This is a genomic window from Streptomyces tatrensis, assembly GCF_049310065.1.
Lineage (GTDB): Bacteria > Actinomycetota > Actinomycetes > Streptomycetales > Streptomycetaceae > Streptomyces.
The window spans coordinates 2458357-2471483 of record NZ_JBMDLB010000007.1; the positions used below are offsets into that span (position 1 = coordinate 2458357).

At 70.9% G+C, this 13127-nt stretch carries 11 protein-coding genes; 6 read left to right on the forward strand and 5 right to left on the reverse strand.

Annotated features, from left to right (window positions below; genetic code table 11):
- Positions 1-26 precede the first annotated feature (26 nt).
- A complete protein-coding gene (locus tag ACODT5_RS14310; RefSeq protein WP_422519526.1) occupies positions 27-1205 on the reverse strand; it encodes a polyamine ABC transporter substrate-binding protein in 1179 nt (392 codons plus the stop codon).
- Between the two features lie 136 nt (positions 1206-1341).
- Positions 1342-2781 carry a gamma-aminobutyraldehyde dehydrogenase gene (locus ACODT5_RS14315; protein WP_422519527.1) on the reverse strand — a complete coding sequence of 480 codons (1440 nt, stop codon included), beginning with the start codon at positions 2779-2781 and terminating at the stop codon, positions 1342-1344.
- A gap of 171 nt (positions 2782-2952) precedes the next feature.
- Here ACODT5_RS14315 and ACODT5_RS14320 point away from each other — a divergent pair, with 171 nt between their 5' ends.
- The 6 genes from ACODT5_RS14320 to ACODT5_RS14345 all read left to right on the forward strand — a co-directional run bounded on the left by ACODT5_RS14320 (position 2953) and on the right by ACODT5_RS14345 (position 9048).
- Positions 2953-3456 (forward strand): Lrp/AsnC family transcriptional regulator, encoded by a 504-nt coding sequence (locus ACODT5_RS14320; RefSeq protein WP_073910973.1) that lies wholly within the window; start codon positions 2953-2955, stop codon positions 3454-3456.
- Positions 3441-4820 (forward strand): aspartate aminotransferase family protein, encoded by a 1380-nt coding sequence (locus ACODT5_RS14325; protein WP_250743863.1) that lies wholly within the window; start codon positions 3441-3443, stop codon positions 4818-4820. Before ACODT5_RS14320 ends, ACODT5_RS14325 begins: the two co-directional genes overlap by 16 nt.
- Positions 4821-5014: 194 nt before the next feature.
- Positions 5015-5842, forward strand: a complete 828-nt coding sequence (locus ACODT5_RS14330; RefSeq protein WP_422519528.1) for an ABC transporter ATP-binding protein — start codon at positions 5015-5017, stop codon at positions 5840-5842.
- Positions 5824-6897, forward strand: coding sequence for a hypothetical protein (locus ACODT5_RS14335; RefSeq protein ID WP_422519529.1), 1074 nt, complete (start codon positions 5824-5826; stop codon positions 6895-6897). The genes ACODT5_RS14330 and ACODT5_RS14335 overlap by 19 nt, the downstream gene beginning before the upstream one ends.
- A gap of 26 nt (positions 6898-6923) precedes the next feature.
- Positions 6924-8027, forward strand: coding sequence for an LOG family protein (locus ACODT5_RS14340; RefSeq protein WP_422519530.1), 1104 nt, complete (start codon positions 6924-6926; stop codon positions 8025-8027).
- A gap of 115 nt (positions 8028-8142) precedes the next feature.
- On the forward strand, positions 8143-9048 hold the full coding sequence (locus ACODT5_RS14345) for a DMT family protein (RefSeq protein ID WP_422519531.1): 906 nt from the start codon (positions 8143-8145) through the stop codon (positions 9046-9048).
- 237 nt (positions 9049-9285) lie between these two features.
- Here ACODT5_RS14345 and ACODT5_RS14350 read toward each other — a convergent pair whose 3' ends face one another.
- From ACODT5_RS14350 to ACODT5_RS14360, 3 genes are read right to left on the reverse strand one after another with little or no spacing between them, the layout of a single operon-like run.
- Positions 9286-10311 carry an ABC transporter ATP-binding protein gene (locus ACODT5_RS14350; protein ID WP_422519532.1) on the reverse strand — a complete coding sequence of 342 codons (1026 nt, stop codon included), beginning with the start codon at positions 10309-10311 and terminating at the stop codon, positions 9286-9288.
- Positions 10311-11927 carry an ABC transporter permease gene (locus ACODT5_RS14355; RefSeq protein ID WP_422519660.1) on the reverse strand — a complete coding sequence of 539 codons (1617 nt, stop codon included), beginning with the start codon at positions 11925-11927 and terminating at the stop codon, positions 10311-10313. Before ACODT5_RS14355 ends, ACODT5_RS14350 begins: the two co-directional genes overlap by 1 nt.
- Before the next feature lie 59 nt (positions 11928-11986).
- Complete coding sequence (locus ACODT5_RS14360) at positions 11987-13102, reverse strand: thiamine ABC transporter substrate-binding protein (protein ID WP_422519533.1); 1116 nt, start codon at positions 13100-13102, stop codon at positions 11987-11989.
- Positions 13103-13127 lie beyond the last annotated feature (25 nt).

The following is a 13127-nucleotide window of genomic DNA, read 5'->3' on the forward strand; positions in this document are numbered from 1 at the left end:
CCCCGGATCTCACGGGCCGGCGATTCTCAAAGGCCGACGATGCCGTTCCAGCGCTTGGCGAAGGACGAGCGCTCCACCGAGGAGATGTCCCGGGCGACGACGAGCCGCTTGCGCATGTCCTCGTCGGGGAAGATCAGCGGGTTCTCGGCCAGTTCGGCGGTCTCCTGGTCGTCGGAGGCGGCCAGAACCTCGCGGGCGGCCGGGACCGGGCAGACGTAGTTGACGTAGGCCGCGAGCAGCGCGGCCACCTCCGGGTCGTAGTAGAAGTCGATCAGGGCTTCCGCGTTGGCCTTGTGCCGGGCGAGGTTGGGGACGAGCAGGCTCTCCGCCCAGAGCTCGCCGCCCTCCTCGGGAACCACGAACTCGATGTCCGGGTTGTCGGCCTGGAGCTGGATCACGTCTCCGGAGTAGGCCTGGCAGGCCAGCACGTCGCCCTTGCCGAGGTCGGAGGTGTAGTCGTTGCCGGTGAAGCGGCGGATGTGCTTCTTCTTCACCATGCTCTCCACCTGGTCGCACATCCGGTGGAAGTCGGATTCGGTCCACTTGGTCACGTCGACGCCGTTGCCCTGCATCAGCAGGGAGAAGGATTCGTCGAGGCCGGAGAAGAGGGTGACCTTGCCGGCCAGGTCCGGGTGCCACAGGTCCTTGACGGACTTGATCTCCCGGCCGAGCGCCTTGCGGTTGTAGGCGATGCCGGTGATCCCCGACTGCCAGGGGACGGTGTGCAGCCGGCCCTCGTCGAAGGCCGGGGAGCGCAGCTGCGGGTCCAGGTGCTTGGCCACGTTGGCCTGCGCCGAGCGGTCCATCTTCTGGGCCCAGCCCAGGCGGACGAAGCGGGCGGCCATCCAGTCGCTGACCACGACCAGGTCGTGACCGGTCTGCTGGCGGTTCATCAGCGACGGGCTGATCTTGCCGAAGAACTCGTCGTTGTCGTTGATCTCCTCGGTGTACCGGACCTCGATGCCGGTCTTCTCCGTGAAGGCGTCCAGCGTCGGACGCCTGCTCTCGTCCTCTTCGTCGGCGTCGATGTAGAGGGGCCAGTTGGAGAAGGAGACGCTCCGGTCGCCGGCGGAGCGGTCCTGCCCCTGCCGCCGGTTCTCTGGGACGTACGCGGCCGGGACACCACAGCCGGCGAGGCCGGCCAGCAGGCCCGCGGCACCGAGGCCGCGCAGCGCCGCGCGGCGGGAGAAGGCGAGTTCAGGCATGGGATGAGCCTTGTGGAACGCCAAAGGGCGGGCAATAGACATGTTGTCTACTACCCGCCCCTTCAAGGCTGTGACCTGGTCGATGCGGCGGCCGGCAGGCCGCCCGCCCGGCCTTCGGTCAGCCGGGTCAGCCGGGTCAGCCGTCGAGCGAGGTCATGACGTGCTTGATGCGCGTGTAGTCCTCGAAGCCGTAGGCGGAGAGGTCCTTGCCGTAGCCGGACTTCTTGTATCCGCCGTGGGGCATCTCGGCGACGAGCGGGATGTGGGTGTTGATCCACACGCAGCCGAAGTCGAGGTTCTTGGACATCCGCATCGCGCGGCCGTGGTTCTTGGTCCACACGGAGGAGGCGAGGGCGAACTCGACGTCGTTCGCGTACGCCAGGGCCTGGTCCTCGTCGGTGAAGGACTGGACCGTGATGACGGGGCCGAAGACCTCGTTCTGGATGATCTCGTCGTCCTGCTTGAGGCCGGAGACCACGGTCGGGGCGTAGAAGTAGCCCTTCTCGCCGACCTGGTGGCCGCCCGCCTCGACCTTGGCGTGCGCGGGGAGGCGCTCGATGAAGCCCGCGACCTGCTTCAGCTGGTTCGGGTTGTTCAGCGGGCCGTAGAGCACGTCCTCGTCGTCCGGCTGGCCGGTCTTGGTGTCGGCCGCGTTCTTGGCCAGCGCCGCGACGAACTCGTCGTGGATCGACTCGTGGACCAGTACGCGACAGGCCGCGGTGCAGTCCTGGCCGGCGTTGAAGAAGCCCGCGACGGCGATGTCCTCGGCCGCCTTGGCGATGTCGGCGTCCTCGAAGACCACGACGGGGGCCTTGCCGCCCAGCTCCAGGTGGACGCGCTTGACGTCCTTGGAGGCGCTCTCGGCGACCTGCATGCCCGCGCGCACCGAGCCGGTGATGGAGGCCATCGCCGGGGTGGAGTGCTCGACCATGGCCCGGCCGGTCTCGCGGTCGCCGCAGACGACGTTGAAGACGCCCTTGGGCAGGATCGAGCCGATGATCTCGGCCATCAGGATGGTGGAGGCCGGGGTGGTGTCCGAGGGCTTGAGGACCACGGTGTTGCCCGCGGCGATGGCCGGGGCGAACTTCCAGACGGCCATCATCATCGGGTAGTTCCACGGCGCGACCTGGGCGCAGACGCCGACCGGCTCACGGCGGACGATGGAGGTCATCCCCTCCATGTACTCGCCGGCCGAGCGGCCCTCCAGCAGGCGCGCGGCGCCCGCGAAGAAGCGGATCTGGTCCACCATCGGCGGCAGCTCCTCGCTGGCCGTGAGGCCGAGCGGCTTGCCGGTGTTCTCCGATTCGGTGGCGACCAGCTCGTCCGCGCGGGCCTCGAAGGCGTCCGCGATCTTCAGCAGGGCCTTCTGGCGCTCGGAGGGGGTCGCGTCGCGCCACGCCGGGAAGGCGGCGGCGGCCGCGGCCATGGCGGCGTCGACGTCCGCCTGGCCGGAGAGGGGAGCGGTCGCGTACGCCTCGCCCGTGGCGGGGTTGACCACCTCGGTGGTCCGCCCGTCGGCGGCGTCCTTGAACTCCCCGCCGATGTAGTTGCGCAGACGACGCAGTTCGGTGGTCACTACAGCCACACTCCTGTGATCACATGTCCAATGGTTGAGACAGCTACCCAGCCTAGCCTCTCAGACGCCGTTTTCGACAGGCCCACACATCACGAACTACGGAATCAGTGAGATCTGACTCCCGAAACAACGAATTACATCGTTCTCGCCTTGCGGAACAGACGACTCCTCGTGCACAGTGAGGTCGTGGTCAGTCGAAGCGCAGATTCCAGGAACAGACAACCGTCCCCTTCGGTCGATGCTGTGTCCCTGGCGATCATCGAGCAACTGCAAGAGGACGGTCGCCGTCCCTACGCAGCGATCGGCAAGGCCGTCGGCCTGTCCGAAGCAGCGGTGCGCCAGCGGGTACAGAAGCTTCTCGACCAGGGCGTCATGCAGATCGTCGCCGTCACGGACCCGCTCACCGTGGGCCTGCGGCGCCAGGCGATGGTCGGCATCAACGTCGAGGGAGACCTCGACCCCGTGGCCGACGCACTGACCGCCATGGCCGAGTGCGAGTACGTGGTGATGACCGCGGGCTCGTTCGACCTGATGGTCGAGATCGTCTGCGAGGACGACGACCACTTGCTGGAAACGATCAACAAGAAGATCCGCGCGCTCCCCGGCGTGCGATCAACCGAAAGCTTCGTTTACCTGAAGCTGAAGAAGCAGACCTACATGTGGGGAACGCGATAGCCGTGAGCCAGGACCTCTCCAAGACCGCCTACGACCACCTGTGGATGCACTTCACCCGCATGTCGTCGTACGAGAACTCGCCCGTACCCACCATCGTGCGCGGCGAGGGCACCTACATCTTCGACGACAAGGGCAAGCGCTACCTCGACGGCCTCGCCGGCCTGTTCGTGGTCAACGCCGGTCACGGCCGCAAGGAACTGGCCGAGGTCGCCTACAAGCAGGCGCAGGAACTCGCGTTCTTCCCCATCTGGTCGTACGCGCACCCCAAGGCCGTCGAGCTCGCCGAGCGCCTCGCGCACTACGCCCCGGGCGACCTGAACAAGGTCTTCTTCACCACCGGTGGCGGCGAAGCGGTCGAGACCGCCTGGAAGCTCGCCAAGCAGTACTTCAAGCTGCAGGGCAAGCACACCAAGTACAAGGTCATCTCGCGTGCGGTCGCCTACCACGGCACCCCGCAGGGCGCCCTGTCCATCACCGGCCTGCCGGCCCTCAAGGCCCCCTTCGAGCCGCTGGTCCCCGGCGCGCACAAGGTGGTCAACACCAACATCTACCGCGCCCCGATCTACGGCGACGACCCCGAGGCCTACGGCCGCTGGTGCGCCGACCAGATCGAGCAGGAGATCCTGTTCGAGGGCGCCGACACCGTCGCCGCTGTCTTCCTGGAGCCGGTGCAGAACGCCGGTGGCTGCTTCCCGCCGCCGCCCGGCTACTTCCAGCGCGTCCGCGAGATCTGCGACGAGTACGACGTCCTGCTCGTCTCCGACGAGACGATCTGCGCGTTCGGCCGCCTGGGCACGATGTTCGCCTGTGACAAGTTCGACTACATCCCGGACATGATCACCTGTGCGAAGGGCATGACCTCGGGCTACTCCCCGATCGGTGCCTGCATCATCTCGGACCGCCTCGCCGAGCCGTTCTACAAGGGTGACAACACCTTCCTGCACGGCTACACCTTCGGCGGACACCCCGTGTCCTCCGCGGTGGCGCTCGCCAACCTCGACATCTTCGACAAGGAAGGCCTCAACCAGCACGTGCTGGACAACGAGGACGCCTTCCGCTCGACGCTGGAGAAGCTGCACGACCTGCCGATCGTCGGCGACGTCCGCGGCAACGGCTACTTCTACGGCATCGAGCTCGTCAAGGACAAGGTCACCAAGGAGTCCTTCACGGACGAGGAGACGGAGCGCGTGCTCTACGGCTTCCTCTCCAAGGCGCTCTTCGAGAACGGCCTGTACTGCCGCGCCGACGACCGTGGCGACCCGGTCATCCAGCTGGCCCCGCCGCTGACCGCCGACCAGGGCACCTTCGACGAGATCGAGGGCATCCTGCGCCGCGTGCTCACCGAGGCCTGGACCAAGCTCTAACCAGCAGGCGTCCTCCCACCGTCCCGCAGGCGGCAAACTGCCGGACCACACGGCCCGGATCCCCCGTTCGAGTGAGAACGCGGGGGTCCGGGCCGTGTGCTGTCACCATCCAAGACGTTCATCTCTTTACATCTCATTGCGGCGCCAGTGACCAAGCGGGCTCCGCTTCGTTCCCCCGGACGGAGGTGTACGCCATGGTGGCTCCACGGGACAACGCCGCGCTGGACAATGCCCGGCCGGACAGTGCCCCGCCCCAGGACGATCTGCTCTGGGCACGGTCCCTGCACTACTCCCACAGGGGGTCCCCCCGGACGAAGTCTGGGGGAGGATCACCGGGACTCATCGGAGTCTCGGTCGGCGTCCGCGCGGGAGAGATCCTCGCCGTCACCGGCCCCCGCGGCAGCGGCAAGACCACGCTGCTGCACTGCCTCTCCGGGCAGCTGCGGCCCGAGCAGGGCGAGGTCTGGTTCAACAGCGTCCCCGTGCACACCATGGGCACCCTGGCCCGCGAGCGACTGCGCCGCGACCGCTTCGGCTGGATCGGCCCCGAGCCCCGGCTGCTGCCCGAGCTCCGGGTCTGGGAGAACGCCGCCCTGCCGCTGCTGATCGCGGGCGCGCCCCACCGCACGGCCAAACGGGCCGCCTGCGAATGGCTCGACCGCCTCGACATCGGCGCCTTCGCCCGCAAGCACCCCGGCGCCCTCAACCGGGCCGAGGCCCAGCGCGTCGCCCTCGCCCGCGCCCTCGCCCACCTGCCCGCCGTGATCTTCGCCGACGAGCCCACCGCCCCGCTGCACCGCGCCGAGCGCTCCCTGCTGCTGCGCACCCTCACCACGGCCGCCCGCTCCCACGGCATCACCGTGCTGCTGGCCACCCACGAGGAGGAGACGGCGGCCGTCGCCGACCGGCGCTTCCCCCTGCTGGACGGCCGCCCCGCCGCCGCGGCGGCCGCGGCCGGACTCTCCCCGACCTCCTTCCCCCAGCCCCCGGAGGACCAGGCCGCGTGCTCGCTCTCCGCCTAGCCCGCGGCTCCCGGCCGCTGGTCCAGTTGCGCCGGCTGCTCGTCGCCGCCGCCTCCGCCGGCAGCGGCTTCCTGCTGCTGTACGTGCTCGCACAGGCCACCGCCCGGCCCGCCGGATCGTTCCCTCAGCTGCTGTGGGCCCTGGTCCCCCTCGCCGTCACCGTCCAGTTCGCGGTCGCCGTGGCCCGCACCGACCCCGCGACCCGCCCCCTGGAAGGGCTGGACGCCGCCGGGCTGGGACCCGTACGGCTCACCCTCGTCGCGACGATCTCCACCGCCGTGGCCTGCGCCCTCGGCAGCGCCGTGGCCCTGGCCGTCTTCCTCCACCTGCGCGGTGACGTGACCGGGCTGCCCTTCGACGGCGCCGGGGCACGGCTGCTCCACGGCGACCAGCCCCTGCCCGTGGCGGCCGCCCTCACCCTGCTGGCCCTGCTCCCGGTGGCCGCGTCGACCGCCACCGCCCTCGCCCTGCGCCCGCACCCCCGGCGCGCGCCGCAGACCGCACTGCCCTGGGGCATCGCCCTGACCGCCTGCGGCCTCGCCGCTCTGGCCTACTCCCGCCCCGGCGGAGCCGGCATGCCGACGGGCTGGGCGCTGACCGCCCTCGGACTCGCCCTCGCCGGTCCGGGCCTGGCCTACGCCTGCGGAGCGCTCGTCCAGGCCGTCCGCCCGGGCGCGCTCCGGCTGCTGGCCGGGCGGACCCTGCAGGAGGAGGCCCCCCGGCTGGGCGCACCCCTTGGTGTCCTGTGCGCCGTCGGGGCGGGCGCACTCAGCGCCGTGGCCCTGCGCGATCACGGCGGGCTCCAGGTCCCGCTCGGCCCGCTGACCGCGCCCGCCGCCGCCCTGGTGGTGCTGTGCGCGGCCGCCACCCTGCTCACTTCCGCGGTCGAGGTCCACCAGGCCCGGGCCTCCGCCCGCGAGACGCTGACCGGGCTCGGCGCCCCGGGCAAGGTCCTCCGTACGGCCGCGACCGTACGGGCCACCGCGCTGGTCGCGGTGTGCCTGCCGCTCAGCTGGGGTGTGTCACAGCTGACGTCGCTGGCATTGACCCGCTGAGACGGGCAGCCCTTAGGGTGGGCCGAATGGTCAACGGATACATCGACACCGAGATCGAGACGCTCGCCGAATTCGACCGGGTAGTGGCCCGGGGCTCGCTCAGCGGCTACCGGATCCAGTCGGTCAACCTGCTGGAGCGGACCTTCGCCCTGCTGTCCGCCGACACCTCGGCCGCCGTGTTCCTGGGCTGCCCGATGGAACCGGACGCCTCGGTCAAGGTGCGCGCGGACGGCGCCCTGGTCTTCCCGCCCGTCCCAGACCTCCCGTTCAACCCGTACCGGGGCCTGCTCTACACGCCCGAGGAGCTCTTCAGCGGGCTATCGACCGGCTACGAGGCCACCCCGGACGCCGAGGCGTACGCCTGGTTCCAGGAGACCAAGGCGGACGGGGACATCTACTCCTCGATGCTGCGCTCCATCCACGACGACGCCATCTCCGACGCCCTCGACGAGCACCTCGCCGGCGCCCGCGTGGTCGGTGTGATGGGCGGCCACGCCATGGCCCGCGGCGGCGACGCCTACCGGGGCGCGGCCGAGCTCGGCCGGACGCTGACCCGCTCCGGTCTGACCGTGGCCACCGGCGGCGGCCCCGGCGCGATGGAGGCGGCCAACCTCGGCGCGTACCTCGCCCCGGCCCCCGACGAGGCCCTGCCCGAGGCCCTGCGGATGCTGGCCAAGGCCCCCTCCTTCACCCCGTCGGTCTCCGACTGGGCGCGCGCGGCCTTCGCCGTACGGGAACGCTGGCCGGCGGTCACGGGAGGCGACTCGGTGGGCATCCCGACCTGGTTCTACGGACACGAGCCGCCGAACCCCTTCGCCGGGCACATCGCGAAGTACTTCGCGAACGCCACCCGGGAGGACGGGCTGCTCGCCCGCTCCAACGCGGGCGTGGTGTTCCTGCCCGGCGCGGCGGGCACGGTCCAGGAGATATTCGACAACGCGACGCCCAATTACTACGCGTCCCGGGGCGAGCCCACCCCGATGGTCCTCGTCGACCGCGCCCACTGGACCGAACGGCTGCCCGCCTGGCCGCTGCTCCAGGCGCTGGCCCGGGGCCGGGCGATGGAGTCCCGGATCGCCCTGGTCGACTCGGTGGCCGAGGTCCCGGCGGCCCTCGCCGCGATGAGCTGACCCGGACAACCTGAGCCGGACCATCTGACCCGGCCAGGCAACTTCTCTCCCCTTTTCCACGTCTGGAAGAGGTACGCACTACGTAAAACCTGCCAGACGTGAACGGAGCCCCCGGGTGCTCATAGGCCTGCTGACCGCTATCGCGGCGTCCATCTGTTACGGCACGGGATCCGTCCTGCAAGCCGTGGGCTCACGGCGGGCGGCCCGGATGTCGCCCGCCGCCGCCGGGGTCACCCAGCACGGCGGCCCGAACCTCAGCTCCACGGCGAAGGCCGCGATGACCTGGGAGTTCATCGTCGGCACGATCCTGGACTTCGTGGGCTTCGGCCTGGGCGCCCTGGCCGCCCGCCTCCTGCCGCTCTTCCTCTCCCAGACCGTCATCAGCGCCAACCTGGTGATCACGGCCGTGCTGAGCGTCAAGATGCTGGGCATCCGGCTGACCCGCAAGGAATGGACCTCCATCGGGGTCGTCTGCGCGGCGCTGGTCCTGCTGGCGACCGCGGCGGGCCACGAGGGCGGCCACTACGCGCCGCCCGCCACGCACTGGTGGCTGCTGGCCGTGACCGTGCTGATCATCGTGGGCGGCACGGTGGCGGTACGTTTCCTCGGCAGCCGGGCCGCGATCCTGGCGGGCCTGCTGTCGGGTCTGGCGTTCGGCGCGCTGGGCGTCGGGGTCCGCATCCTGAACGGCGTGGAGCCGTTCTCGTTCCCCTCCCTCCTCTCCGACCCGGCCCTGTACGCCATCGTCCTGGCGGGGGTCGGCGGCATGTACCTGCACACCGTGGCCCTCCAGATCGGCTCGGTGAACGGCGCCACCGCCGCCCTGGTGGTCGGTGAAACCGTGCTCCCCGGCGCGATCGGCGTGCTCTGGCTCGGCGACGCCTCCCGCCCCGGCATGGCCTGGCTGGCGGTCCTCGGCTTCGTCCTGGCGGTGACCGGCGCGGTGGCGGTCGCCTGGTACGGCAACCACGAGGACGCACACGGCGACGTCCCCACCCCGGAACCGACCCCGGTCGGCTGAAGAGGCAGCCGCCCGGCGATTGGTCTTCTCAGCCGTCCGGCGATTGGTCTTCTCAGCCGTCCGGCGTTTGAGGACCGGGGTCTGGGGCGGAGCCCCAGGACGGGTCCGGGCAGAGCCCGGGGAACGGTGGAAGGGTGGGTAGGGGACTTCGCCCCGCGCAGCGGCAAGGGTCGCTGCGCGGACTTCGCCCCGCGCAGCGGCAAAGGTCGCAGTGCGGACTCCGCCCGCGCAGCGGCCCTACTCCCGCGGCAGCACGACCACCTCGCCCGGAGCGAAGCTCACCGCGACCCGGTCCCCCACCCCGGGCGCCCCGGCCAAGTCACACTCCGCCTCGAGCACCGGCCCCACCTCGGGCCGCAGCAACAGCGCGACATGCGTCCCCCGGAAGGTCCGCGACACCACCTCGCACCCCAGCCCGCCCTCGGGCGACAGCACGACCCCGGCCGGCCGGATCAGCACCTGACGTTCCCCGTCCACCGCCCCCGCCGGAACGGCGACCTTCCCCCACGGAGTGGAGGCCACCCCGCCCGACACCACCGCCGGGACGACGTTCTCGAAGCCGAGGAACCGCGCCACGAACTCCGACGCCGGCCGCTGCCACACCTCCAGCGGCGTCCCCACCTGCGCGATCCGCCCGTCCCGCATCACGACCACCCGGTCGGCCAGTGCGAACGCCTCGCCCTGGTCGTGCGTAACGGCCAGCACGGTCGTGCCCAGCCGCGAGAACAGCCCCTGCAGCTCCACCACCAGCCGCTCCCGCAGCCCGCGGTCCAGCTGCCCGAGCGGCTCGTCGAGCATCAGCAGCCGCGGCGAAGGCGCCAGCGCCCGCGCCAGCGCGACCCGCTGCTGCTCGCCGCCGGACAGCGAGGCCACCGCCCGGCCCTGCGCCCCGGGGAGCCCGACCAGCTCCAGGAGCTCGGTGACCCGGGCCTCGGAGGACTGCTTCGAAGCACCCCGCATCCGCAGCCCGAAGGCGACGTTCCCGCCCACGTCCCGGTGCGGGAACAGCTGGTGGTCCTGGAACATCAGGCCCACCCCCCGCCGGTGTACGGGCACTGCGGCCTGGTCGGCGCCGCCCAGGAGCACCCTCCCGCCGGCGACGGGCTGGAGCCCGGCCACCACCCGGAGCAGGGTGGACTTGCCGCTCCCGCTCGGGCCCAGCACGCACACGATCTCGTGCTCGGCGACCGCCAGGTCCACGGCGTCCACGACCGCGCGCTCACCGAAGCGGACCGACACCCCTTCCAGTTGAAGCAGGGTCATCAGAACTCTCCGGAGGTCTTGTCGGGTCGCAGCCGCTCCAGCAGGAGCAGGGACACCGCGCACGTCAGCATCAGGATCGTGCTCAGGGCCATCGCCTGCCCGTAGTTCATCTCCCCGGCCCGCCCCAGCAGCCGCGCCACGGCGACCGGCAGCGTCGGATGGTCGGGCCGCGCGATGAAGACGGTCGCCCCGAACTCCCCGAGGGACACGGCGAAGGCGAAGCCCGCCGCGATCAGCAGGGCCCGCCGCACCATGGGCAGGTCGACCTCCCGCCAGGCCCGCAGCGGTGAGGCGCCGAGCACGGCGGCGGCCTCCCGCAGCCGCCCGTCGACCGCGCGCAGCACCGGCAGCATGGTCCGCACGACGAAGGGAACGCCCACCAGCGCCTGCGCCAGCGGCACCAGGATCCACGAGGTCCGCAGGTCCAGCGGCGGCTCGTCGAGGGTGATGAGGAAGCCGAAGCCGACGGTCACGGCCGACACCCCCAGCGGGAGCATCAGCAGCGCGTCGAAGCCCCGTACGAAGCGGCCCGCGCGCCGGGTCAGCGCCGCGGCCGCGAGCCCGCCGACGACGAGCGCGATGGCGGTGGCGGCGAGCGCGTACTGCAGGGAGTTCCAGATCGCCTCCATCGGCGGCACCAGGAACGTTCCGCCGCCGGCCCCCACCTCCTGGAGCGCCCGGTAGAAGCCGAAGCCGTAGCCGCCCGGAGCGTCGAGGGAGCGTTCCACGAGCACGCCGAGCGGGAGCACGATCAGCAGCGCCACCGTCAGCAGCACCCCGCCGAGCAGGGCCCGCTGGGCCCAGCCGCGCGGCCGGTGCGTCGTCCTGCCCGGGTCGACGAGCCGCAGCGCGGTCTCCCGCTTGCGCACGGTCCAGGCGTGCACGCCGAGGATCCCCGCGATGGCCGCGAACTGCACCATCGTCAGCACGGCGGCCGTCGGCAGGTCCAGGAGCTGCGCGGTCTGCCGGTAGACCTCCACCTCCAGGGTGGAGTACGCGGGCCCGCCGAGGATCTGTACGACGCCGAAGGAGGAGAACGTGAACAGGAACACCATCAGCGAGGCCGCGGCCACCGCCGGCACCAGCGCGGGCAGCGTCACCCGCCGCCAGGCGGCGAACCGCCCGGCACCGAGCATCCGGGCGGCCTCCTCCTGACGCGGATCGAGCTGCGCCCACAGTCCGCCGACCGTGCGGATGACGACGGCGTAGTTGAAGAAGACGTGCGCGAGCAGGATCGCCCAGACGGTCGTGTCGAGGCGGATCCCCCACACCTCGTCCAGCAGACCGTTCCGCCCCACCAGCGCGAGGAAGGCGGTGCCGACCACGACCGTCGGCAGGACGAACGGCACCGTCACGAGTGCCCGCAGCAGTTGCTTGCCGGGGAACTCGAAGCGCGCGAAGACGTACGCGCCGGGGAGCGCGATCAGGAGCGTGAGCGCCGTGGACGCGAGCGCCTGCCAGGTGGTGAACCAGAGCACGCCGCCGATGTCGGGCCGGGCCAGCACCTCGCCGATCCGGCCGAACTGCCAGCCGGCGTCGGTCTTGAGCCCGCGCCCGACGATCGCGGCCACGGGGTACGCGAAGAACAGCCCGAAGAAGGCGAGCGGCACGGCCATCAGACCGAGCCTGACGGCCGTGGCCCGCCCGCTCTCCTTCGGTACGGAACTCAACGGTCCTACTTCACGACAAGCGCGGCCCACGCCTTGACCCACTGGTCGCGGTTCTTGGCGATGGCCTCCGGGGCGACCGTCTCGGGCTTCGCGATGACGACGCCGTGCTTGGTGAACAGCTCCGGCAGCGCCGCGTTCTTGGTCACCGGGTTCACGAACATCTGGAGCGGCATGTCCTCCTGGAACTTCTTGGAGATCAGGAAGTCCAGGAGCGCCTTGCCGCCCTCCTCGTTCTTCGCGCCCTTGAGCAGGCCCGCGAACTCGATCTGGCGGAAGCAGGTACCCGTCGCGACGCCCGTGGGGGCCTCGGTCGGCTGCGGCTCCCCGTAGAGCACCTCGACCGGCGGGCTGGAGGCGTAGGAGACGACCAGCGGGCGGTCGCCCTTGGCCTTCTTGCCGCCCGCCGAGCCGGAGAAGCGCTCGTTGTAGGCCTGCTCCCAGCCGTCGACGACCTCGACGCCGTTGGCCTTGAGCTTGCTCCAGTAGTCCTTCCAGCCCTCGTCGCCGTACTTGCCGACGGAGGCGAGGAGGAAGCCGAGGCCGGGCGAGGAGGTCGCGGCGTTCTCGGTGACCAGCAGGTTCTTGTACTCCGGCTTGATCAGGTCGTCCAGCGTCTGCGGCGGGGCGAGCTTCTTGTCGGCGAAGTAGGCCTTGTCGTAGTTCACGCAGATGTCGCCGGAGTCGACGGGGGTGACCCGGTGCTCCTTGTCGAGCACGAACTCGGGCTTCACGTCGGCCAGCCCCTTGGCCTCGTACGGCGTGAAGATGCCGTTGTCGAGGGCGCGGGAGAGGAGCGTGTTGTCCACGCCGAAGAAGACGTCGCCGCGCGGGGAGCCCTTGGTGAGGATCTCCTGGTTCAGGGCGGTGCCCGCGTCACCCGACTTCAGGACCTTGACGGTGTAGCCGCTCTGCGCCTCGAACTCCTTGAGGACCGTGTCGGTCGCGTTGAAGGAGTCGTGGGAGACGAGGGTGATCGTCTTGACGGTACTGGACTTGGACGCCGGGGCGTCGGTCGCCCCGGCGGACTTGTCCTTGGCGGTGCCGCCGCCGCAGGCGCTGAGCGTGGTGACGCCGAGCGCGGCCACGAGCGCGACGCCCGCCATCTTCTTGGTGGTGCTCATTGGTGCATTCCTCCTGGGATGTCCA

Excerpts from the sequence above, each read along its gene's own strand:
- ACODT5_RS14330 (WP_422519528.1), top strand. The coding sequence starts at position 5,015 with ATGGTGGCTCCACGGGACAACGCCGCGCTGGACAATGCCCGGCCGGAC.
- ACODT5_RS14350 (WP_422519532.1), bottom strand. The coding sequence starts at position 10,311 with ATGACCCTGCTTCAACTGGAAGGGGTGTCGGTCCGCTTCGGTGAGCGC.
- ACODT5_RS14360 (WP_422519533.1), bottom strand. The coding sequence starts at position 13,102 with ATGAGCACCACCAAGAAGATGGCGGGCGTCGCGCTCGTGGCCGCGCTC.
- ACODT5_RS14340 (WP_422519530.1), top strand. The coding sequence starts at position 6,924 with ATGGTCAACGGATACATCGACACCGAGATCGAGACGCTCGCCGAATTC.
- ACODT5_RS14355 (WP_422519660.1), bottom strand. The coding sequence starts at position 11,927 with ATGGCCGTGCCGCTCGCCTTCTTCGGGCTGTTCTTCGCGTACCCCGTG.
- ACODT5_RS14310 (WP_422519526.1), bottom strand. The coding sequence starts at position 1,205 with ATGCCTGAACTCGCCTTCTCCCGCCGCGCGGCGCTGCGCGGCCTCGGT.